The 20,801-nt window shown below is 72.0% G+C and carries 19 protein-coding genes; 4 read left to right on the top strand and 15 right to left on the bottom strand.

What is annotated here, in order from left to right; genetic code table 11:
* Positions 1–42 precede the first annotated feature (42 nt).
* The 3 genes from AB0946_RS17340 to AB0946_RS17330 all read right to left on the bottom strand — a co-directional run bounded on the left by AB0946_RS17340 (position 43) and on the right by AB0946_RS17330 (position 3,528).
* Positions 43–837 carry a polyprenol monophosphomannose synthase gene (locus tag AB0946_RS17340; protein ID WP_366761423.1) on the bottom strand — a complete coding sequence of 265 codons (795 nt, stop codon included), beginning with the start codon at positions 835–837 and terminating at the stop codon, positions 43–45.
* Between the two features lie 559 nt (positions 838–1,396).
* Positions 1,397–3,004 carry an amidohydrolase gene (locus AB0946_RS17335; protein ID WP_366761422.1) on the bottom strand — a complete coding sequence of 536 codons (1,608 nt, stop codon included), beginning with the start codon at positions 3,002–3,004 and terminating at the stop codon, positions 1,397–1,399.
* Between the two features lie 83 nt (positions 3,005–3,087).
* Positions 3,088–3,528, bottom strand: a complete 441-nt coding sequence (locus tag AB0946_RS17330; RefSeq protein WP_366761421.1) for an Lrp/AsnC family transcriptional regulator — start codon at positions 3,526–3,528, stop codon at positions 3,088–3,090.
* Positions 3,529–3,765: 237 nt separating this feature from the next.
* Here AB0946_RS17330 and AB0946_RS17325 point away from each other — a divergent pair, with 237 nt between their 5' ends.
* Positions 3,766–4,200 carry a hypothetical protein gene (locus tag AB0946_RS17325; protein ID WP_366761420.1) on the top strand — a complete coding sequence of 145 codons (435 nt, stop codon included), beginning with the start codon at positions 3,766–3,768 and terminating at the stop codon, positions 4,198–4,200.
* A gap of 493 nt (positions 4,201–4,693) precedes the next feature.
* Here the strand turns inward: AB0946_RS17325 and AB0946_RS17320 are convergent, their stop codons facing one another.
* Complete coding sequence (locus AB0946_RS17320) at positions 4,694–5,866, bottom strand: acyl-CoA dehydrogenase family protein (protein WP_366761419.1); 1,173 nt, start codon at positions 5,864–5,866, stop codon at positions 4,694–4,696.
* 331 nt (positions 5,867–6,197) lie between these two features.
* Here AB0946_RS17320 and AB0946_RS17315 point away from each other — a divergent pair, with 331 nt between their 5' ends.
* Positions 6,198–7,430 (top strand): glycoside hydrolase family 18 protein, encoded by a 1,233-nt coding sequence (locus tag AB0946_RS17315; RefSeq protein WP_366761418.1) that lies wholly within the window; start codon positions 6,198–6,200, stop codon positions 7,428–7,430.
* Here the strand turns inward: AB0946_RS17315 and AB0946_RS17310 are convergent.
* The 5 genes from AB0946_RS17310 to AB0946_RS17290 form a co-directional block, all read right to left on the bottom strand.
* Positions 7,423–8,091 (bottom strand): TetR/AcrR family transcriptional regulator, encoded by a 669-nt coding sequence (locus tag AB0946_RS17310; RefSeq protein WP_366761417.1) that lies wholly within the window; start codon positions 8,089–8,091, stop codon positions 7,423–7,425. The genes AB0946_RS17315 and AB0946_RS17310 overlap by 8 nt on opposite strands.
* A 100-nt stretch (positions 8,092–8,191) precedes the next feature.
* Positions 8,192–8,332, bottom strand: coding sequence for an SCO1431 family membrane protein (locus AB0946_RS17305; RefSeq protein ID WP_366761416.1), 141 nt, complete (start codon positions 8,330–8,332; stop codon positions 8,192–8,194).
* Between the two features lie 118 nt (positions 8,333–8,450).
* Positions 8,451–9,818 (bottom strand): peptidase C39 family protein, encoded by a 1,368-nt coding sequence (locus AB0946_RS17300; RefSeq protein WP_366761415.1) that lies wholly within the window; start codon positions 9,816–9,818, stop codon positions 8,451–8,453.
* A gap of 223 nt (positions 9,819–10,041) precedes the next feature.
* Positions 10,042–11,580: an amino acid permease gene (locus tag AB0946_RS17295; RefSeq protein ID WP_366761414.1), complete on the bottom strand. Its 1,539-nt coding sequence runs from the start codon at positions 11,578–11,580 to the stop codon at positions 10,042–10,044.
* Positions 11,581–11,621: 41 nt separating this feature from the next.
* Positions 11,622–12,578, bottom strand: coding sequence for a hypothetical protein (locus tag AB0946_RS17290; protein ID WP_366761413.1), 957 nt, complete (start codon positions 12,576–12,578; stop codon positions 11,622–11,624).
* Positions 12,579–12,818: 240 nt separating this feature from the next.
* Between AB0946_RS17290 and AB0946_RS17285 the strand changes: the two genes are divergently transcribed.
* Together AB0946_RS17285 and AB0946_RS17280 are read left to right on the top strand one after the other, a co-directional pair.
* Positions 12,819–13,439, top strand: a complete 621-nt coding sequence (locus AB0946_RS17285; protein WP_366761470.1) for a hypothetical protein — start codon at positions 12,819–12,821, stop codon at positions 13,437–13,439.
* A gap of 430 nt (positions 13,440–13,869) precedes the next feature.
* The gene (locus tag AB0946_RS17280; protein ID WP_366761412.1) at positions 13,870–15,741 is read left to right on the top strand and encodes an AAA family ATPase; all 1,872 of its coding nucleotides are present in this window, start codon (positions 13,870–13,872) and stop codon (positions 15,739–15,741) included.
* A gap of 298 nt (positions 15,742–16,039) precedes the next feature.
* Here the strand turns inward: AB0946_RS17280 and AB0946_RS17275 are convergent, their stop codons facing one another.
* The 6 genes from AB0946_RS17275 to ribH form a co-directional block, all read right to left on the bottom strand.
* The gene (locus tag AB0946_RS17275; RefSeq protein WP_366761411.1) at positions 16,040–17,110 is read right to left on the bottom strand and encodes a hemolysin family protein; all 1,071 of its coding nucleotides are present in this window, start codon (positions 17,108–17,110) and stop codon (positions 16,040–16,042) included.
* Positions 17,107–18,441, bottom strand: a complete 1,335-nt coding sequence (locus tag AB0946_RS17270; RefSeq protein WP_366761410.1) for a hemolysin family protein — start codon at positions 18,439–18,441, stop codon at positions 17,107–17,109. Before AB0946_RS17270 ends, AB0946_RS17275 begins: the two co-directional genes overlap by 4 nt.
* A 164-nt stretch (positions 18,442–18,605) precedes the next feature.
* Positions 18,606–19,076, bottom strand: a complete 471-nt coding sequence (locus tag AB0946_RS17265; RefSeq protein ID WP_366761409.1) for a PH domain-containing protein — start codon at positions 19,074–19,076, stop codon at positions 18,606–18,608.
* Between the two features lie 14 nt (positions 19,077–19,090).
* Positions 19,091–19,939 carry an ATP phosphoribosyltransferase gene (hisG, locus tag AB0946_RS17260; protein WP_366761408.1) on the bottom strand — a complete coding sequence of 283 codons (849 nt, stop codon included), beginning with the start codon at positions 19,937–19,939 and terminating at the stop codon, positions 19,091–19,093.
* Positions 19,940–19,994: 55 nt separating this feature from the next.
* Complete coding sequence (locus AB0946_RS17255) at positions 19,995–20,267, bottom strand: phosphoribosyl-ATP diphosphatase (RefSeq protein ID WP_023552153.1); 273 nt, start codon at positions 20,265–20,267, stop codon at positions 19,995–19,997.
* 34 nt (positions 20,268–20,301) lie between these two features.
* A complete protein-coding gene (gene ribH / locus AB0946_RS17250) occupies positions 20,302–20,787 on the bottom strand; it encodes a 6,7-dimethyl-8-ribityllumazine synthase (RefSeq protein ID WP_132786606.1) in 486 nt (161 codons plus the stop codon).
* Positions 20,788–20,801: the final 14 nt, after the last annotated feature.

The following is a 20,801-nucleotide window of genomic DNA, read 5'->3' as shown; positions in this document are numbered from 1 at the left end:
CCGGGGCACGGACCGGCCGCGCGACCGGTCCGCGAACCGCCGCTACGCCTGCTTGCCCTTGCCGGTGAGCTTGCCGAGGCGGTCCCCGACGCCCCAGGAGGTGACCCGCCACAGCGCCTCGACCACGATGTCCCGGCTCATCTTGGAGTCGCCCAGTTCCCGCTCGACGAAGGTGATGGGGACCTCGACGACGTGGTAGCCGGCCTTCACCGCGCGGCGGGCCAGGTCGACCTGGAAGCAGTAGCCCTGCGAGGCGACCTCGCCCAGGCCGAGGCCCTCCAGCGTCCCGCGGCGGAAGGCCCGGAAGCCGCCGGTCACGTCCCGGATGGGCACGTCGAGCATGAGCCGCGAGTACGTGGAGCCGCCCCGCGAGAGGAACTCCCGGGACTTCGGCCAGTTCACCACCCGGCCGCCGGGCACCCAGCGGGAGCCGAGGACCAGGTCGGCGCCCTTGAGGGCGGTGAGCAGCCGGGGCAGTTCCTCGGGCTGGTGGGAGCCGTCGGCGTCCATCTCGATCAGCACGCCGTAGTCCCGCTCCAGGCCCCAGCGGAAACCCGCGAGGTAGGCGGCGCCCAGACCCTCCTTGCCCCTGCGGTGCAGCACGTGGACGTGCTCGTCCTCGGCGGCCAGTTCGTCGGCGAGCTTGCCGGTGCCGTCGGGGCTGTTGTCGTCCGCGATCAGTACGTGCGCCTCGGGGACGGCCTTGCGCACCCGGCCGACGATGGACTTGATGTTCTCCGCCTCGTTGTAGGTCGGGATGATCACCAAGGCCGTGCCGAGCGGACCGAACTGCCTCCCCTGGGCCTGAGCCGCGAGGGTCCCGTCGCCGTCGTTCACTGCTGCCCCTTCATGTCGTACACAGGGGTCCACCATAGTGGCCGCGCCCCGGCGGGACGTGACAGCGCGTGCCTACGGTGGTGTCGGTTCCACAAGAGCGGGGTAAGAAAGTACTTTTCGGTACCTTCCCGCCAGGTGCTGGACACCTTCGCACCACGACGGATGGGGGCCCGGCGCCCTTCGGTCCGACCCGGGACCCGCCGGCTGCGGGTCGACCAAAAGCCGTTGTCTACTGAGCGCCCGGGCCCCACCCGGGTCACACCTGGCCGACCCGCGGGAACGTCCCCCTCGTCGGCGCGGGCGCTGAGCCTGGCTCCCAGCGACGGTGCTCCGGTGCGGCACACCGTCCCTGACCCAGCGGCGCTGCGACGAGTCGGCTGAACGTCCCCCGGTCGGGCGTCCGGTGGTGGACTCGCACGAACCTACCGGCCCCTGGCCGCCGACTGTCAACAGCCCCGCGAACCGGGCGGCCGGCACCGGCGGCGCGGCCGGTGGGGAGGATGCGCAGGTCGGGCGGCGGGGCCCCGGCGGCCGGGGCGGCCCACACCACCCCGGGAGATCACTCGCCCGGCCGTACGAACACCGTCCGCCCGCCGACCACGGTCCGCAGACAGACCGGCAGGTCACGGCCCGGGCTGAGGTCGGGCAGGCCGGGCGTGCCGGAGCGCGGATCGGTGGACCAGCGGGCGACCCGGTCGTCGGGGGCCTGCACGACCAGTTCGTCGGTCCGCCAGACGGCGTAGTCGGCGGGAGCGCCCGGTACCAGGACACCCGCGTCGTCGCGGCCGACGGCCCGCCAGCCGCCGCGGGTGTGCGCGGTGAAGGCGGCGCGGACGGAGATCCGGTGCCCGGGCGTGCGGTGGAAGGCGGCGGCACGGACCGTGCCCCAGGGGTCCAGCGGCGTGACCGGGCTGTCGGAGCCGAACGCGAGCGGTACACCGGAGCGGAGCAGGGCGGCGAACGGGTTGAGGGTGCGGGCCCGCTCCACCCCCAGGCGCCGGGCGTACATGCCGTCCTCGCCGCCCCACAGCGCGTCGAAGGCGGGCTGGACGGAGGCGATCAGGCCCAGTTCGGCGAAGCCCGCGATGGTGTCGGGGGTGAGCATCTCGGCGTGCTCGACGCGGTGCCGGGCGGCCCTGATCCGGGCGAGGCCCACCTTCTCGGCGGCGGCGCGCACGCCGTCCACCACGGCGGCGACGGCGGCGTCGCCGATGGCGTGGAAGCCGGCCTGGAGGCCCGCCTCGGTGCAGGCCACGACGTGGGCGGCGACGGCGTCGGCGTCCAGGTAGGGGGTGCCGCTGTGGCCGGCGTCGGCGTACGGCTCGTGCAGGCAGGCGGTGTGGGAGCCGAGGGCGCCGTCGGCGAAGAGATCGCCCGCGGCGCCGGTGGCACCCAGCTCGCGGGCCTTGGCGGTGTCCTCTTCCGCCCAGTAGCCCACCACCCGGGGGCCCGGGATCCCGGCGGCGAGCCGCAGCAGGCCGGTGAAGTCGTCCTCGGAGGAGATCCGCGGGCCGCCGCACTCGTGCACGGTGCCGATGCCGAGGGAGGCCGCGTGCTCCAGGGCGGTGCGCTGGGCCTCGGCGCGCTGGGCGGGGGTGATGGCGGCGAGGGCGGCCTCGCGGACGGCGTGGTGGGCGTCCTTGGTGAGCGGGGCGTCCTCGCGCGGGAGGTCGCCGGGGACCAGGTCCAGCAGAGCGGTGCTGACGACCGCCGAGTGCACGTCGATGCGGGACAGGTACAGCGGGCGTCCGCCGGTGGCCTCGTCCAGCTCCGCGCGGGTCGGCGGCCGGCCGCCGGGCCAGCGGGCGGCGTCCCAGCCGTGGCCCAGCAGGACCCGGTCGTCGGGGCGGGCGGCGGCGAACTCGCGGACCCGGGCGAGGGCGGCCTCCAGGGAGGGGGCGCCGGACAGGTCGAGACCGGTCAGGGCGAGGCCGGTGGCGGTGGTGTGCACATGGGCGTCGGTGAAGGCCGGGGTGACCAGGGCGCCGTCGAGATCGACCACCTCGTCCACGCCGTCGGCGAAGGCGTCGGCCGCGCCCTCGGAGCCGACCCAGGCGACGTGGCCCGCCTCGACGACCATGGCCGTGGCGAAGGGGTCCGCGGGGCTGTGGACCTCGCCGCGGCGCAGCAGGACGGTCTTGGGGGGCTCGGCGGTGCGGTTGCTCATAGCCGACAGTTTCTCCCGGCGCCGGGCGGGCGCCGCACCCGGGGCGTCCGGAAGGCGCCCGCGCGCCGTCGGCGCGGGGACGGTCAGATCTTCGGCGGCCGGGCCTCGTACGGTGTCGAGAGGACCACCGTCGTGCGTGTCGAGACCCCCGCCAGCGAGCGCAGCCGGGCCAGCAGTTCCTCCAGCTCGTGCGGGGTGGACACGCGCACCTTGAGGATGTAGTTCTCGTCGCCCGCCACGCTGTGGCACGCCTCGATCTCGGGGACGCAGGCGAGGCGGTCGGCGATGTCGTCGGGGGCGCTGGGATCGAACGGTTTCACCGAGATGAACGCGGTCAGCGGCAGCCCGACGGCCTCGGGGTCGACCACCGCGGCGTAGCCGCGGATGACGCCACGCTGCTCCAGCCTGCGCACCCGCTGGTGCACGGCCGACGTGGACAGGCCCGTGGCCTTGCCCAGGTCTGTGTAGCTCATCCGCCCGTCCTTGACGAGCAGCTGCACGATCTGACGGTCCAGCTCCTCCATGCCGCCAAAACCTACAGTGCGCCTGATCTCCACGGATACCTCAGAGGTGCAGGTCATTCCCTGTTTCGGCAGAAAATGCACCGGGACGGGCACCCGCGCACGGCATGTGACGAAGACCACACACCTCGGGCACAGGCTCCGTGATGTCCTCGTGATTACCGCCGAGACCGGACGGGAAGTGCTTGCTGTGGTCGAGGCCGCAGCGCCTTCACGGCCCAGCCTTAGGGGGAGAATCCCATGCAGAGTGCCCATCGCCCTGGTCGATCCGCGTCCACGCACCGGCAGTCGGTCGCCGAACCCGAGCCGGAGGGCGTCGAAGCCGACGCCTTCGACGAGGAGCCGGACGCCTACGACACGTTCGAGATGTACCGGGTGATCTGCCCGGACTGCGCGCAGCCGATCGCGCTGCTGGCGGACGAGGAGGTCCTGCCGGAGCACGCGCTGTGCGCCTCGCCGTGGAACCCGTTCGGGCTCACGGTCTGCGCGGGCACGGGCCGTGCGGCGGCCGACGCCCGCCCCGCGGACGAGTCCTTCGAGCCGCAGGAGCAGGACACCGCCCTGCTGCTCACGCTTCCCCAGGGTCTGGACTGGCGGACGCAGCCCTTCTCGCACGTCGGCGGCCCGGGCTCACGCCCGATGCGCGTGCCGTCAATGCGCCGCCAGGCCGCCTGAGCCGGCTCACCGACGCCCACCCGACGCGCCCTGGACCGGGCGCGCACGGTGCCGTGGCGCGGGGCCGGCGGGTCCGGGTTGCCCGGGCACGGCGGCCTTCCCCGCAGCACGCCCGGCAGCACAGGACGCGCGGCGTGGCGAGCGCGTGCCGCCGGGCGGCGTACCCCGAGGTGCCCGACGGGCGGTCAGGCTTGCGCGGGGAAACCCGAGGGGGAACCGGACGGGGATGAACTGAAGCTCGATTCCGTGGAAGGGTGACCTGTCCGGCCGGCGCCGCGTTGCCCGGGTATGACCCCCACGTACTCGGCACCCGGGCGTCAGCGCCGTATCTTCGTCCCCCGCCCCGGAGAAGCGGTTCCGCCGGCCGCGCCGCCGGACCCGCCCATCTACCGCGACCTCATGCGGACCTGGGCCGACCGCGGCCGCACCCTGCCGGGCCGCCACGACCCGGAGTGGATCAGGCTGGCGGCCCCGACGGTGCTCACGGGCCAGTTCAGCGACCTTCTGGCCCCGCCACGTGACGGGCGATGACCATCCGCTGGATCTGGTTGGTGCCCTCGACGATCTGCAGGACCTTGGCCTCGCGCATATAGCGCTCGGCCGGGAAGTCGGCGGTGTAGCCGTAGCCGCCCAGTATCTGCACCGCGTCCGTGGTGACCTTCATGGCGGTGTCGGTGCAGTGCAGCTTGGCCATGGCGGCCTGCTTGGCGAACGGCCTGCCCGCGTCCCGCAGCCGGGCCGCGGCGAGGTACAGCGCGCGGCCCGCCTCGATCTGGGTGGCCATGTCGGCGATCATGAAGCGCAGGCCCTGGAAGTCGGCGATGGTCCGGCCGAACTGGCGGCGCTGGGTGGCGTAGCGGACCGCCTCGTCCAGTGCGGCCTGGGCGAGGCCGATGGCGCAGGCCGCGATGCCGAGCCGGCCGGAGTCGAGCGCCGCCAGGGCGATGGAGAAGCCCTGGCCCTCCTCGCCGATGCGCCGGTCGTCGGGGACGCGGACGCCGTCGAAGTGCACCTGCGCGGTGGGCGAGCCCTTCAGGCCCATCTTCTTCTCCGGCGCGGCGCCGCTCAGGCCGGGGGCGTCGCCGGGCACGAGGAAGGCGGTGATCCCGCGCGGGCCGTCCTCCCCGGTGCGCGCCATCACGGTGTAGAAGTCGGCGATCCCGCCGTGGGTGATCCATGCCTTGGTGCCGTCGATCACCCAGCCGTCGCCCTCGCGGACGGCCTTGGTGCGCAGGGAGGCGGCGTCCGAACCGGAGGACGGCTCGGACAGGCAGTACGCGCCGAGCAGACCGCCGCCCAGCATCGCGGGCAGGTGCTCGACCTGCTGCTGCTTGGTGCCATAGGTGGCGAGGGCGTAGGACGCGAGCGTGTGCACGCTGACGCCCAGACCGACGGTGAGCCGGGCCGCGGCCAGTTCCTCCAGGACCTGGAGGTAGACCTCGTAGGGCTGGTCGCCGCCGCCGTGCTCGGACGGGTACGGCAGGCCCAGCAGGCCTGATTCGGAGAGCAGAGTGAAGATCTCGCGCGGGAAGCGTCCCGCGTCCTCCTCCTCGGCGGCCCTGGGCGCGATCTCGCGCTGGGCGATCTCCCGGACGAGGGCGAGCAGATCCCTCGCCTCTTCCGTCGGCAGTTGACGCTCCACCGGCTGCGGGTCGCGGTCGGACATGGCGTCGGGCTCCTCCCTGTTGGGACACCGGCGGTCCGGCCCGGGGTGGGGGCGGCTCCGGCTGGTGATCGCGCTGTGCCGAAGGTGCCCGCTCCCGGGTCTCGGAAGCTGCTGACCAGCGGCATGCGCAGTGAGTATGCCCGATCAGCGACCTCCCGTCACCAGTTAACGACCGCTTACTTCAGGAGTCCAGCCGGGGCCCGCGCGGGGGCCGAGATTGGTCCGAACCATTGACCTAGTGGTCTAGTCCTCCTAGGGTGCATGACCAACGCTTTACCGCGTTCATGCCAATCGGCGCGCGTCCCCCTCACCCCCACGAGGAGACACCCGAATGCACACTCCCCACCGCTCCCTCGTCCGGGCCCTCGTCTCGGCCGCGTGTACCGCCGCCCTGGGCGCCGGACTGCTGGCCGGGACGGGCACGGCGACCGCGGCGGCACCGAGCGCCCCGCGGCTGGCGGCCGGATCCAAGGTCGTCGGCTACTTCACCGAATGGGGCACCTACGACCGCAAGTACTACGTCAAGAACATCGAGACCTCCGGCTCCGCCGCCAAGCTGACCCACATCAACTACGCCTTCGGCAACGTCACCGGCGGCAAGTGCGCCATGGGCGACTCCTACGCGGCCACCGACCGGGCCTACACCGCGGCCGAGTCCGTCGACGGCGTCGCCGACACCTGGGACCAGCCGCTGCGCGGCAACTTCAACCAGCTGCTGAAGCTGAAGAAGAAGCACCCCGGCCTGAAGGTGCTGTGGTCCTTCGGCGGCTGGACCTGGTCCGGCGGCTTCGGCGAGGCCGCGAAGAACCCGGCCGCCTTCGCCCAGTCCTGCTACGACCTGGTGAAGAACTCCAAGTGGGCGGGGGTCTTCGACGGCATCGACATCGACTGGGAGTACCCGAACGCCTGCGGCAACACCTGTGACACCAGCGGGCGCGAGGCGTTCAAGAACCTGATGGCCGCCCTGCGCTCGAAGTTCGGCTCGGGCAACCTGGTGACGGCGGCGATCACCGCGGACGCCACCAGCGGCGGGAAGATCGACGCGGCGAACTACGCCGGCGCCGCCCAGTACGTCGACTGGTACAACCCGATGACGTACGACTACTTCGGCGCCTGGGACGCGACCGGGCCGACCGCCCCGCACTCGCCGCTGAACTCCTACTCGGGCATCCCCAAGGCGAACTACTACACGTCGGCGACGATCGCCAAGCTCAGGGGTCTCGGCGTCCCGGCCTCGAAGCTCCTGCTCGGCATCGGCTTCTACGGGCGCGGCTGGACCGGCGTCACCCAGGCGGCACCCGGCGGCACCGCCACGGGCCCGGCGGCAGGGACGTACGAGCAGGGCATCGACGACTACAAGGTGCTCAAGACCAAGTGCCCGGCGACCGGTACCGTCGGCGGCACCGCCTACGCCAAGTGCGGCAGCGACTGGTGGAGTTACGACACCCCGGCCACCATCGCCACGAAGATGACGTACAAGAACCAGCAGGGCCTCGGCGGCACCTTCTTCTGGGAGCTGAGCGGCGACACCGCGAACGGTGAGCTGATCAAGGCCATCAACTGACGGTTCGTCCCGGTCGGCCGTCCCGGCGGGCGGGCGGCGGGGCCGGGTGGGCGGGGTCCAGCTCCTCGATGGCGCGCAGGGCCCCGCCCAGTGTCTTCACCAGCAGCGCGCACATGGTCTCGCGGGACAGCCGGGGACGGCCGATCCAGTCCAGGGTGGCGCCCTCCACGCTGCACACCCAGGAGAGCAGGCCCATCCGGGCCACCGGGGAGATGTCGGCACGGCCGTAGGCCCCCTCGGCGATCGTGCTGACGATCGCCTCGCGCACACCGTCCCGGATCGCCTGCACCTCGGTGTCGAAGCCGACGCCGCCGCTGACGATGGTGCGGTAGGCCGCCTGGTGGTGCTCGGCATAGCGCAGATAGCCGTCGATCGTGCGCTGCACGCGGTCCACGGCGGGGAGCCGGAGCCCGCCGGCGGCGGAGGTGACCAGGTCGGCGACGGAGTCCTGGATGATCGCCAGGTAGTAGCCGCGCTTGGACCGGAAGTAGTAGTAGATGAGGCCCTTGGCCACCTGCGCCTGGCGGGCGATGTCATCCATGGACAGCGCGTCGTAGGCCGTGTCGGCGAACAACTTCCGCCCGATGGCGATGAGTTCGGCGCGACGCGCCGCAGAGCGCTCGGTGCCGCGCGGCTGGACGACGGCACGCTGCTGCGGCATGTTCAAGACCGGCCCTGATGGGGGGACGACGGGACAGCCGCAGTATGTCAGAGCAAGCCGCTCGCGCGAGCGGTCTGTCCGAAGGCGGGTGCGCAGCGGCTCAGAGCAGGCCGAGCTGGGTCACGAGCATCGCGAACACCGCGACGAGGACCCAGCCCAGGACGTGCTCGACGATCTTCGGGCCGTCTTCCTGCGGGCCGCCGGTGACGGCGCGGGGGGCGGTGGCCGGTTGTGCGGTCATGGTGTCACTCGCAGAGGTCGGACGTGTACGGCGGAACTCCCCCACCCATCCGTCCACCATGCCACCCGCGACGGTGTGCGCGGCGATGAGCTTGGTCACACGCCGCGCACACCGGGGCTCAGTACACGCCCACCGCGGCGAGCGCCTTGCGCTGGCGCGGGGTCGGGTGGGCCGGGAAGTAGAGGTAGCAGACCCCTCCGGTGCCGGAGACCACCTTGCCGGAGGCGTTGTACCGCTTGGTCCGCAGCCAGATGTTCTCCCACTCGCGCCGCTTGTAGACGCGCCGCACCGCCTCGTCGCTCGGCGAGGCGGGGTCGTTGGCGATCACGTCCCCGTCCGCGGTGAAGCCGATGACGGTCATCAGATGGCCGGAGGTGCCGTAACCCGCCCCCGTCAGCTCTTCCTTCAGGAACGACTGGGACGTTATGGCCGGAATGCCGGCCGCGATCAGCGTCTCCAGGTCGGTGAGGGAGGCGAGCCGGGTGACCACGCCCTGCAGACCGTCGAAGGTGGCCGCGTAGGCGGCGTTGAACGGCCAGTTGCCGCAGCCCTGGTACTGGTGGTCGTAGGTGGACCGGGCCGCGTGGCAGACCTGCGGGTCCGCGTAGGACGGGTCGACCCAGGACAGCTGCTCCGGCGTGAGCCGGCCGCCCCAGTACTCGATGATCATCTGCGAGGAGGTGGGGCTGCACCAGGCCTCGCCGCCGTTGTCGTACTCGGGGTACTGGCCCTTGTGGATCTCCTGCGAGTACCGCGGGACGGCGAGTTCCTGGGCGAGGCCGGGGGTGGAGGCCGGCACGGTGAAGCGGTCGGGGATGTCGGAGCCCATCGCGCCGAGCCGCCAGACCGTCGGGGTCAGGCGCGTGCCGGGCCGGCGGTACAGGGTGAGGCGCAGCCGGTACGACGCCAGGCGCAGACCGGTGCTCGCGTCGTCGATGGCGAAGGTGTCCGTCCAGATGGTGCTCTTGCCGTCGGTCTGGTCGTCCACGGAGGTCCGCTTGATGTCCTGGTCGCCCGCGGCCCAGCGCCCCATCACGTACCAGGGTGTTTCCGTGCCGTCGGAGTACGTTCCGTGCAGTTCGACCTGGAGCCAGGTACCTGCGGGGGTGTGCGCGTTCCAGGAGGCGATGACCTCGGTCGCGGGCACGGTGAGCCGGTGCACCGGGGAGGTCCAGGTGGCGTACTCCCAGGTGGCGGTGGTCCCGGTGTGCGGGTCGGTGTAGTCGGTACGGCCCGCGGCGGCACCGATCACGACGCCGGGGCGGCTGCCGGAGACGGCCCGCACGCCCTCGGGGGTGCCGCAGCGCCAGTCGCGGAACGTGGTCCAGCAGTGGTAGTCGATCGGGCGGGCCTGCGCCTGGCCGGGGTCGTCGGTGCCGGCGGGCCGCGGTGCCGCGACGGCGGCGGGAACCGCCGTGCCGGTCACCGCCGCGGCGACGGCCACGGCCAGAACGGTTCTGCGGGACGGCTGTTGGGCTCTGCTCATGGGCGCGATGACCCCCAGGGTGTCCGAGACGGGCTGATCCGGTGCGGTAACTATGAAGCAGGCCGGATCTCGCTGCCAGCACTTCGGCGCATGCCGCCGTACGAATATTGGTTTGGACCACTGGTGGGGGCGCCCGGAGGGTGCGGGCGCGGTCACCGTGCGGCTCGGCCGCACCTGGTGCGACCGGTCTCAGCCACCGGCACCCGCGCCCGCGCCCGCACGCTCAGACGAGGTCCATCGCGGCGACCTCGTCCGGGCGGCCGTAGCTGACCGGCCCCTGGAAGCGGCGGCGGGCCGCGGCGAACCACCACACCGTCGCCACCAGCAGGACGACGGCGAGCGCGATCGGCGCGTAGTTGAAGGAGTCGACGGTGATCGGGGAGGCCTGCGGCAGCATGAACAGGACGCTGCTGAGCAGGATCCAGGTCACCGCGAGCCACCCGATCGGCCTGCCCCAGCGGCCCAGGTGCCAGGGGCCGGGCTGGAAGGCGTCGCCGAGCCGCAGCCGCAGGAAGATCGGCACGGCGTAGGCCAGGAAGAGCCCGACCACGTTGACGCTGACGATGGCGGTGAAGGCCGTGTGCGACCACCAGCCGGGCACCACCAGGGCCAGCGAGCAGGCGACCGCGAGCCAGACCGCCTTCACCGGCGTACGGGTGCGCAGCGAGACCGAGTGCCACCAGCGGGAGCCGGGCATGGCGCCGTCCCGGGAGAACGCGAAGATCTGCCGGGTGTTGCTGGTGAGGTTGGCCAGACCGCAGAAGAGCATCGCGCCGATGACGATGAGGAGCATCACCTTGGCGGTGGTCAGGCCGAGGCCGTCGATGAGGATCTGGACGGGCGGCGCCGCGGCGCCGGCCACCTCTGCGTAGTCACCGATGCTGTAGACCAGTGCCAGCATCAGGACGAGACCGGTGATCGCCGAACAGCCGATGGCACGGGTGATGCCCTTCGGTGCGCTGACCGTCGCGTGGACCGTTTCCTCGGACATGTGGAAGCTGCCGTCGAACCCGGTGAAGGTCCAGCTGGTGACCAGCAGGCCGAGCATGCCGCCGTAAAGCCCGCTCGTGAACCCGGTGTTGTTCTCGAAATGGGTGACGAAGGACGCGGACTGGTGATGATCCGGCATCACGATGAGTGCACCCACGATCACGACGAGTCCGATCAGCAGCCACCACACGGAAATGCGGTTCAGCAGGGCGACGAGCTGGACGGTGTAGGTGTTGGCCAGCCCCTGGAGCACGATGATCAGGGCGGTGACGAGGAGCGTCTGGTGGGCGGTCGGCCGGTACGAGGGCCACTGCAGCTGCACGAACACCTGGATGAAGGTGGCGGCGGCGTAGCCGGTGGCGGCGGTGCCGCCGATCTGGCCGACGAAGTTCAGCCAGCCGGTGAACCACGACCAGGCGCCTTTGTGCCGCTTGGCGAGTTTACCGGCGGAGAAATACAGGGCACCGCTCGTCGGATAGGCGGAGGCGACTTCCGCCATGGCCGCGCCGATGAGCAGCACCATGAGCGAGACGCCGATCCAGCCGAACACGAGAATACGGGGGCCGCCCGCGTTCATGCCGAATCCGAAGGACGAGAAAATACCCGAGAGGATATTGATGATGGTGAACGAGATCGCGAAATTGTCGAACGCCCGGAAGCGCCGGGTGAGTTTCCGCGGATAACCCATCGCGTGCAGGGTGGCGTCGTCGTCGAGCACGACGGGGTCCGCCGCACGGGCGCGGGCCCGGGGGGTCGACATCCGTTCCGACACAGATCGGCCTTTCTCTGGGTGGGGGGCGGGGGACGAGCGGGTCAGGCGGGTCCCGGGACGGGCAGCCCGCAGGCGCGCCGGGCCCGGGAGAGCTGCTCGGCGGGGTCGCCGAAGGCACTCCAGGGCATGCGCGAGGCGTACGGGCCCATCGCCGTGAACACCGCCCGGGCCTCGAACGCGCGCTGGCCCATGACCAGCGCGTGCGCGAGGTAGGCCAGGTCGAGCACGGGGGTGAAGCGGTAACCGGCCACGGTGGGCAGCCAGTTCTGGTAGATCGCCAGCGCGGTGGAGCGCCACTGGGGCTGTTCCCAGACCCGGTCCGCGAGGAGCTGGGTGGGGTTGTAGCTCTCCACCAGGGCCACCAGGGGCAGCAGCCGGAGGGCGGAGTCGGCGGGCGCCCGCTGACTGAGGAAGGCGGCCACGTCCCAGGCCGCGGTGACCGAGCCGCCGTAGCGCGTGAAGAAGCACGACAGGAAGCGGTGGTGGGCCTCGCGGTGCCAGGGGTCCAGGGACAGGATGTGCGCGAAGAGCCGCCAGGGGCCGGGCGGGGCGGTGAGCAGGCCGCGCGGGGCCGGGTCGCCGAGCCGGTGCAGCCGGGCCATGGAGAGCCGGGCGACCCAGGGGGTGGGATCGGCCGGGGCCGCCTCGGCGGCCCGGTCGCAGGCGGTCAGCGCGATCCGCTCCAGCGCCTCGGCGCGCTCGTCACGGGCGTCGGCGGCCCGCAGGGCGCGCTGCACCGCGACCCGCGCCCACATGAGCGCGGCCTCGGGCGTCGGCTCCTCGGCGAGCCAGCGTTCCACGAGGTCGGTGCCGGCCGCCTCGGAGGCGAGGACGAGCGAGCGGTGGGCCCGCAGGGCGAAGTCGGTCCGCGTCTCGACGAGCGCCTCGTGGGCGTACCGGTGCCGTCCGGCGCGCACGTCCACGCATACGCTCGCCAGGACCCGGTCGTCGGCCGCCGGGTGCCATACATAGTGCCCTTCGAATAATTCCGCGGCCATGGTCCCCCTGCCGGTCCCCGTTCGACGCATCACGTTGCGCAGAAGGCACCTTACTCAGCGTGGGACACACCCGGAACGCCGAATTCGACATATCGGTCAGCGGATTCGGCCTGATTTATCGAGGACCATTGACTGGCCGCCAGCCGATGGTTCAACACGCGACGACCGCCACTAGACTGTTTCACGGAAAACCCACAACACGGATCTCAGCCCACACACGGCACGACCCCGGGAATCACCATTCACGACCTCGCCGCCCGGCTGCGCGGGCTCCCGCCCTCCCTGGGACCGGTCCGGCTCGTCGCCGTCGACGGGCACGCCGGCTCGGGCAAGTCCACCTTCGCCGGCCGGCTGGCGCACGCGCTGGGCGGGGCTCCGGTGCTCCACCTCGACGACATCGCCAGCCACGAGCGGCTCTTCTCGTGGACCGACCGGCTCATGACCCAGGTGATCGAGCCCCTGGCACGCGGCGAGAGCGCCCATTACACCCCGTACGACTGGCGGGCCCGTGCCTTCGGTGTCCCGCGCCCGCTGCCGGCCGCACCCGTCGTGCTGATCGAGGGCGTCGGAGCCGGCCGCCGTGCCCTTCGGCCGCACCTGGCCCGGCTGCTGTGGATGGAGCTGCCCCGGGAGGAGTCCTGGTCGCGCGGCCGGCGACGGGACGGCGCGGAGCAACGCGATTTCTGGGACGGCTGGGTGGCGGCGGAGCGCGCGCACTTCGCCGAGGACCCCTCGCGCCCCCATGCCGACCTGCTGGTGCTCCAGAAACCTGAGGGATACGAGGTGCTGCCGGGACCCGCGACGGCTCCCGAAGCCGGGCCGAATATGACGTTGAGTGACCGGCCCACCCGGATGTGGTGAAGACGTGAAGGGCCTTGCGGGCAACTTCTCCCAGTGCCCCAACTCCGCTTGACCGGGGGGCCGTACAGGTCTTACGTTCTCAATGTGCGGCTTTCGGAGCCGCCCACCGACGCGAAGCCCCCGGTTGTTCCCCCGTGACCGGGGGCTTCGTTCTGCCCGCACAGGCGCGTTTCCCGGCGCCCCGCGCACCCGCGGTCTCACCCTCGGTCACGAAACGCCGTGCGCCCCGTCTGCTCCCACCTCGTCGAACGCCCCGTGCGGCACCCTTCGGCACGCGCGGGTACCGCGGGTACGATGCCCTCGGTGCGACCTTCGAGCGGCTGCCTCGCGCACCTGCAACTCCGGTCCGCGGCACAGCGGTTCGACCGCGGCGGCCGTCGGGCGACTGCCCGGTGGTGAACCACGGGGACACGGTCTGTGGGGGGACGTGATGGACTTCGGCACGCAGGGCCCCGAGGCCCCGGCCGACCTCGCCTGGCTGCGGGGTGTGGACGCCTACACGATGGGCGCCTACCCGCAGGCGGAGGAGGAGTTCCGCACCGCGGTGCGGATGGACCCGGGCATGGCGGACGCCTGGCTCGGGCTGCACGCGCTCCGGGTCGACACGACCACCGCGCTGCTGCGGATGTTCCGGCACCGCGACCGCTTCGGCGAACAGCGCGCCCGGCACCGCCGCAGCCTCAACTCCTGGTACTGGCTGGGCTGGTGGGTGCAGCCGGTGCTGGAGAGCCCGCGCGATCTGCTGCTGGCGCACGCCTCCCACTGGCTGGACGGCCGCCATGTGCCCGAGCTGGACCGCGCCCTCGCCGGACTGCCCCCGGTCGACGCCGACCCGCAGGTCCGCTTCCTGCACGCCTGCCGCTCCTATCTGGTCAAGGACTGGGAACAGCTCGTCCGGCACACCGATCCCCTGCTGGACGACCCCCTGCTCGGCATCGAGGCCGGCCTGTTCGGCGGCATGGCCCGGGTCCGGCTGGAGATGTACGGCCAGGCCGAGCCGCTGCTGTCGACGGCGCTGATGCGGTGCCGCAGCGAGCAGCCGCAGCGCAAGGAGCTGCGCTACTGGCTGGCGAGGGCGCACGAGGGTACGGGACGCTCGGCCGCCGCGCTCCCCCTGTACCGGGCGGTGCACCGGGTCGATCCGGCCTTCATGGACACCTCCGCCCGGCTCGCCGCGATCTCCGAGGGCGACGGGTACGACGAGACGGCCGACTACGCCGCGATCACGCTCACCGGCGCGGGACAGGACGTGGTGGACGGACCGGACGTGTTCGATCCGCTGTTCGGCACGGACGGCCGCGATCTGCGGCTGCCGGAGCCCGATCTGCCGACCGGGCCGCTGCCGTCGGTGACCGACCCCTCGGTGCGGACCAGGACGGGGATGCCCAGCGTGTCCACCGCGCCGATCCCGGCCGGGCCCACCGACCCCGCGTTACTGGAGGAAGCGCTCGCCGAACTGGAGCGCATGGTGGGGCTCGAACCGGTCAAGCGCCAGGTCAAGGCGCTGTCGGCGCAGTTGAACATGGCGCGGCTGCGGGCCGGGCAGGGGCTGCCGGTCCAGCCGCCCAAGCGGCACTTCGTCTTCTCCGGCCCGTCCGGCACGGGCAAGACCACGGTCGCGCGGATCCTCGGCCGGGTGTTCTACGCGCTGGGGCTGCTGGGCGGGGACCACCTCGTGGAGGCCCAGCGCGCCGACCTGGTCGGCGAGTACCTGGGGCAGACGGCCGTGAAGGCCAACGAGCTGATCGACTCCGCGATCGGCGGGGTGCTGTTCGTGGACGAGGCCTACTCGCTGTCCAACTCCGGGTACGGCAAGGGGGACGCGTACGGCGACGAGGCCCTGCAGGTGCTGCTGAAGCGGGCCGAGGACAACCGGGACCACCTGGTGGTGATCCTGGCCGGCTATCCGGAGGGCATGGACCGCCTGCTCGCCGCCAACCCCGGCCTGTCCTCCCGTTTCACCACCCGGGTGGACTTCCCCTCCTACCGGCCGCTGGAGCTGACCGAGATCGGCAAGGTGCTCGCGGCGGAGAACGGGGACCTGTGGGACGAGGAGGCGCTGGACGAGCTGCGGTCCATCGCCGGGCACGTGGTCGAGCAGGGGTGGATCGACGAACTGGGCAACGGGCGGTTCCTGCGGACGCTGTACGAGAAGAGCTGCGCGTACCGGGACCTGAGGTTGTCGGTGTACGCCGGTTCGCTCACGCGGAAGGACCTGGCGACGCTCCGGCTGCCGGACCTCATGCAGGCCTATGGTGAGGTGCTGTCGGGGCGGGGGCCCCAGGATCCGTCGGGTATGTGAAGCGCCCCGACGGGGCGCGGGGAACCGCGCGGCCGGCCCGCAGCCGGCCGCACAGCTCCCCGCCGCCACTCGGGCCGGGGTCTTCCGTTCGGACCAGGCGGCTCCCGCGAGGCCGGCATGATCCGAACGAGAGGGCCTGGGGTCTTTCGTTTGGATCGGGCCGGATCAGGGAGCGGGGTCTGGTGCCGTGCATCGCAAGGCGGAGGAGGGCGCCATGGCGGAGCCATGGCAACCGACGACAACGCGGCGAGGCGCGGTGCCAGACCCCGCGAGGCCGGCATGATCCGAACGAGAGGGCCTAGGCGAGCGCTCCCTCCGGCTCCCCGCTCACCCGCGGCTCCGGCATCTCCCGGTGCGCCGGGTCCCGGACCTCGCCCACCAGCATCTCCAGCACGTCCTCCAGGGCCACCAGGCCGAGCACCTTGCCGGTCGCGTCCGCCACCTGGGCCAGGTGCGTGGCCGCCCGGCGCATGACCGTCAGCGCGTCGTCCAGCGGCAGCTCGGCGCGGAGCGTGGCCATCGGGCGCCACACGTGCTGCGGGACGGCCCGGTCGGAGTCCTCCAGGTCGAGGACGTCCTTCACGTGCACGTACCCCATGAACGGGCCCTTCTCGCCGGCCGCGACCGGGAAGCGGGAGTAGCCCGTGCGGGCGGTCAGCTCCACGATCTGGCCCGGGGTGACCGCCGGGGTCACCGTGACCAGGGACTCCCGGCGCAGCAGGACGTCCGTCACCGGGCGCGAGCCCAGCTCCAGGGCGTCCTCCAGGCGCTCCTGCTCCTCCGGGTCGAGGAGGCCGGCCTGGCCGGAGTCCTCCAGGAGCCGGTTGAGCTGCTCGGTGGTGACGACCGCCTCCACCTCGTCCTTCGGCTCGACCCGGAACAGCCGCAGGATGCCCTGGGCGCAGGCGCCGAGGGCGACCGTGATCGGCCTGCAGAGGCGGGCGAACCAGACCAGGCCCGGGCTGAGCCAGAGCGCGGCCTTCTCCGGGGCGGCCATCGCGAGGTTCTTCGGGACCATCTCGCCGATGACGAGGTGGAAGAAGACCACCGCGGCCAGCGCGATCACGTAGCCCAGCGGGTGGATCATGCCGTCCGGGAGGTGAACCCACTCGAACACCGGCTCCAGCAGGTGCGCCACCGTGGGCTCGGCGACCGCGCCGAGCGTCAGCGAGCAGACGGTGATGCCGAACTGTGCGGCGGCCATCATCTGCGGCAGGTGTTCGAGGCCGTACAGCACCTGCCGGGCCCGGGCGGTGCCGAGCGGTTCGATCTGGCTGCGGCGGACGGAGACGAGGGCGAACTCGGCGCCGACGAAGAACCCGTTGGCGAGCACGAGCAGCGCCGCGAAGACCAGTTGGAGGACGCTCATCGGGCGGCCTCCATCACGTTCGCCACCGGAGCCGTCCTGACCAGGCGGACCCGTTCGGCGCGGTAGTGGCCGACCTGGCGGACCGAGAGCCGCCAGCCGGGCAGCTCGGCCCGGTCACCGGGGGCCGGGATCCGGCCGAGCAGGTCGGCGACCAGGCCGGCGACGGTCTCGTACGGCCCCTCGGGCACGTCGAGTCCTATGCGCTGGAGGATGTCGACGCGGCAGCTGCCGTCCACGTCCCAGGCGGGCCTGCCGTCCTCGGGCGGGGCGGGGGCCAGCTCGGGCACGTCCTTGGCGTCGTGCTCGTCGCGGACCTCGCCGACGAGTTCCTCGACGATGTCCTCCAGGGTGACCACACCGGCCGTGCCGCCGTACTCGTCGACGACGACCGCGATGGGCTGCTCACTGCGCAGGCGGGCGAGCAGGGGCTGGACCGGCAGGGTCTCGGGGACCAGGAGCGCCTTGCGGGCGATCCGGCTGACCGGCGTTCGCAGCCGGTCGTGCACGGGGACCGCCAGCGCGTCCTTGAGGTGGGCCATGCCGACGATCTCGTCGATCTTCTCCCGGTAGACGGGGAAGCGGGACAGGCCGGTGGCCCTGGTGAGGTTGACGACGTCCTCGGCGGTGGCCGAGTCCTGCAGCGCGCTCACCTTCACGCGCGGGGTCATGACGTGCTGCGCGGTCAGCTCGCCGAGGGACAGGGTGCGGACGAACAGGTCGGCCGTGTCCTGCTCCAGGGCCCCGGCCTGGGCGGAGTGCCGGGCCAGGGAGACGAGTTCGCCGGGGGTGCGGGCGGAGGCCAGCTCGTCGGCGGGTTCCACGCCGAGGGCGCGGACCAGCCGGTTGGCGACCGTGTTCAGCGCCGAGATCACCGGGCGGAACAGACGGGCGAAGCGGTGCTGCGGGCCGGCGACGAAGCGCGCGACCTGCAGCGGCCGGGACACCGCCCAGTTCTTGGGGACGAGTTCGCCGATCACCATCTGGATCGCGGAGGCCAGCAGCATGCCGACGACCACGGCGACGCCGGAGGCGGCGCCCTCGGGGATGCCGAGCGCGGCGAACGGGCCGCGCAGCAGCTCGGCCAGGGCCGGTTCGGCGAGCATGCCGACGACCAGGGAGGTGATGGTGATGCCGAGCTGGGTGCCGGAGAGCTGGAAGGACAGCTCCTTCAGCGACTCCACGACCGTACGGGCGCGGGTGTCGCCGTCGGCGGCGGCCTTCTCGGCCTCCGGGCGCTCGACGGTCACCAGGCCGAACTCGGCGGCCACGAAGAAACCGTTGGCGAGAATCAGCAGGAACGCCGCTCCGAGGAGCAGCAGGGGGATGGTCACGCTGCCACCGCCTTCCCGTTCCGTCGGGCAGGGGTGGCGCAGGTACTACAGGACGATCCGTCCATCGCCGGAGGGAGTCACTCCTCGGGTAGCAGGAACCCCTGTGCGCCGGGCGGCACGCAGGGGCGGAGGCGCAGCGAAACGGCCTCCGCCTACCAGATTAATCAAGATCTGGGCTCATGCGGCAGGGCGGACGGCGCCGAGTGGGCCTCGGCGAGCGCGCGCAGGGCCTTGGCGTCGGCGATGGCACGCTGTCTGGCGATGCCCGGCTGGATGCCGAGCACGGGCAGGCTGGTGCCGTCGCTGAGGTCGAGGAACACCCAGGGGTCACCCGGCCGGAGGTTCACCCGGAGGATCTCCGCCCAGGCCAGGCGGCGCTTGCTGGCGATGTTGACGACGGTGACGCCGGACTCGTCGGCGACCACCTTCACCCGGGCGAGCTGGGCCAGGGCCCAGAAGATCAGCGCCCCGGTGACGACGAAGCTGAGCCGCGAGCCCGGGCCGAGATGCTCCAGCAGCATGGCGATACCGGATATCACCAGGAAGATCACGACCCCGGCGGTGAGCAGGATCGCCCGGGTGTGTCCCGGCCGGAAGGTGACGGGGAGGCGGGGCGGAGGGGTCAGGTCGGACATCTCGGGCGTACCTCTTACAGGCGGCAGGCGTGGATGGCCGTGGTCAGGATGGCGCGGGCGCCGATGGCGTAGAGGTCGTCCATGATCCGCTGGGCCTCCTTGGCGGGGACCATGGCGCGGACGGCGACCCATCCCTCGTTGTGCAGCGGGGAGACGGTCGGGGACTCCAGGCCGGGGGTGAGGGCGACGGCCTTCTCCAGCTGTTCGACCCGGCAGTCGTAGTCCATCATCACGTACGTGCGGGCCACCAGGACGCCCTGGAGGCGGCGCAGGAACTGCTGGACCTTCGGTTCGCCGGCGTCGGCGCCGGTGCGGCGGATGACGATCGCCTCGGACTTCATGATGGGCTCGCCGAAGACCTCCAGGCCCGCGTTGCGCAGGCTGGTGCCGGTCTCGACGACGTCGGCGATGACCTCGGCGACACCCAGTTCGATCGCGGTCTCCACAGCGCCGTCCAGGTGGACGACGGAGGCGTCGACCCCGCGGTCCGCCAGGTGCTTGTCGACGATGCCCTCGTAGGAGGTGGCGACCGTCTTGCCCTTGAGGTCCTCGATGCCGTCGGCCGTGCCGGGCTTGGCGGCGAAGCGGAAGGTGGAGCGGGCGAAGCCGAGCGGCAGGATCTCCTCGGCGTCGGCGCCGGAGTCGATCAGCAGGTCACGGCCGGTGATGCCGATGTCGAGGCGGCCGGAGGAGACGTAGATCGCGATGTCCCGGGGGCGGAGGTAGAAGAACTCGACCTCGTTCTCCGGGTCGACGATGCGCAGTTCCTTGGACTCGCGGCGCTGCTGGTAGCCGGCCTCATGCAGCATCTCCGCCGCAGGGCCGGACAGTGAACCCTTGTTGGGGACGGCGATGCGCAGCATGAGGTCGGCTTCCTTTGCGTGAACGGGATTTCTACGGGTGTGTGCGGCGGGCGGGTCAGAGGTGGGCGTAGACGTCGTCCAGGGAGATCCCGCGGGCGACCATCATCACCTGGACGTGGTACAGCAGCTGCGAGATCTCCTCGGCCGCCGCCTCCTTGCCCTCGTACTCGGCGGCCATCCAGACCTCGGCGGCCTCCTCGACGACCTTCTTGCCGATGGCATGGACACCCTTGCCGACCAGCTCGGCGGTGCGGGAGGTGGCGGGATCGCCGTGGGCGGCCTTCTGCTGGAGCTCGGTGAAGAGCTCCTCGAACGTCTTCTTGGACATGGTGCTGCCCACCCTACGCGGTCGGGCCGGCTCCTCAGTGCCAGGGTTCGGATACCGAGCGGAGCGTGGCCGCGGTCGCGACGGCGGCGGTCACCGCCTCGTGGCCCTTGTCCTCGTTCGAGCCCTCCAGGCCGGCCCGGTCCAGGGCCTGTTCCTCGGTGTCGCAGGTGAGCACGCCGAAGCCGACGGGCACGCCGGTCTCCACGGACACCTGGGTGAGGCCCTGGGTGACGCCCTGGCACACGTAGTCGAAGTGGGGGGTGCCGCCCCGGATGACGACGCCGAGGGCGACCACGGCGTCGTAGCCACGGCCCGCGAGGACCTTGGCGGCGACCGGCAGCTCGAAGCTGCCGGGAACCCGGATCAGGGTCGGCTCGTCGATGCCCAGGTCGCTCAGGGCGCGCAGGGCGCCGTTCACCAGACCGTCCATCACCTGCTCGTGCCACTGCGCCGCGATGACGGCGACCCGGAGGTCGCTCACATTGCGTACGGACAGTTCCGGTGCACCCTTGCCGCTCACGTCTCTCCTCAGTG

Origin of the sequence: Streptomyces sp. NPDC046870 (assembly GCF_040704595.1) — a bacterium.
Classification (GTDB): Bacteria; Actinomycetota; Actinomycetes; order Streptomycetales; family Streptomycetaceae; genus Streptomyces; species Streptomyces argyrophylli.
This window is presented reverse-complemented; position numbering and strand designations above follow the sequence as displayed.

What these genes read in the sequence shown, in the direction of transcription:
- AB0946_RS17335 (WP_366761422.1), bottom strand. Translation starts at nt 3,004, where the DNA reads ATGAGCAACCGCACCGCCGAGCCCCCCAAGACCGTCCTGCTGCGCCGC.
- AB0946_RS17330 (WP_366761421.1), bottom strand. Translation starts at nt 3,528, where the DNA reads ATGGAGGAGCTGGACCGTCAGATCGTGCAGCTGCTCGTCAAGGACGGG.
- AB0946_RS17325 (WP_366761420.1), top strand. Translation starts at nt 3,766, where the DNA reads ATGCAGAGTGCCCATCGCCCTGGTCGATCCGCGTCCACGCACCGGCAG.
- AB0946_RS17320 (WP_366761419.1), bottom strand. Translation starts at nt 5,866, where the DNA reads ATGTCCGACCGCGACCCGCAGCCGGTGGAGCGTCAACTGCCGACGGAA.
- AB0946_RS17315 (WP_366761418.1), top strand. Translation starts at nt 6,198, where the DNA reads ATGCACACTCCCCACCGCTCCCTCGTCCGGGCCCTCGTCTCGGCCGCG.
- AB0946_RS17310 (WP_366761417.1), bottom strand. Translation starts at nt 8,091, where the DNA reads ATGCCGCAGCAGCGTGCCGTCGTCCAGCCGCGCGGCACCGAGCGCTCT.
- AB0946_RS17305 (WP_366761416.1), bottom strand. Translation starts at nt 8,332, where the DNA reads ATGACCGCACAACCGGCCACCGCCCCCCGCGCCGTCACCGGCGGCCCG.
- AB0946_RS17300 (WP_366761415.1), bottom strand. Translation starts at nt 9,818, where the DNA reads ATGAGCAGAGCCCAACAGCCGTCCCGCAGAACCGTTCTGGCCGTGGCC.
- AB0946_RS17290 (WP_366761413.1), bottom strand. Translation starts at nt 12,578, where the DNA reads ATGGCCGCGGAATTATTCGAAGGGCACTATGTATGGCACCCGGCGGCC.
- AB0946_RS17280 (WP_366761412.1), top strand. Translation starts at nt 13,870, where the DNA reads ATGGACTTCGGCACGCAGGGCCCCGAGGCCCCGGCCGACCTCGCCTGG.
- AB0946_RS17275 (WP_366761411.1), bottom strand. Translation starts at nt 17,110, where the DNA reads ATGAGCGTCCTCCAACTGGTCTTCGCGGCGCTGCTCGTGCTCGCCAAC.
- AB0946_RS17265 (WP_366761409.1), bottom strand. Translation starts at nt 19,076, where the DNA reads ATGTCCGACCTGACCCCTCCGCCCCGCCTCCCCGTCACCTTCCGGCCG.
- hisG (WP_366761408.1), bottom strand. Translation starts at nt 19,939, where the DNA reads ATGCTGCGCATCGCCGTCCCCAACAAGGGTTCACTGTCCGGCCCTGCG.
- AB0946_RS17255 (WP_023552153.1), bottom strand. Translation starts at nt 20,267, where the DNA reads ATGTCCAAGAAGACGTTCGAGGAGCTCTTCACCGAGCTCCAGCAGAAG.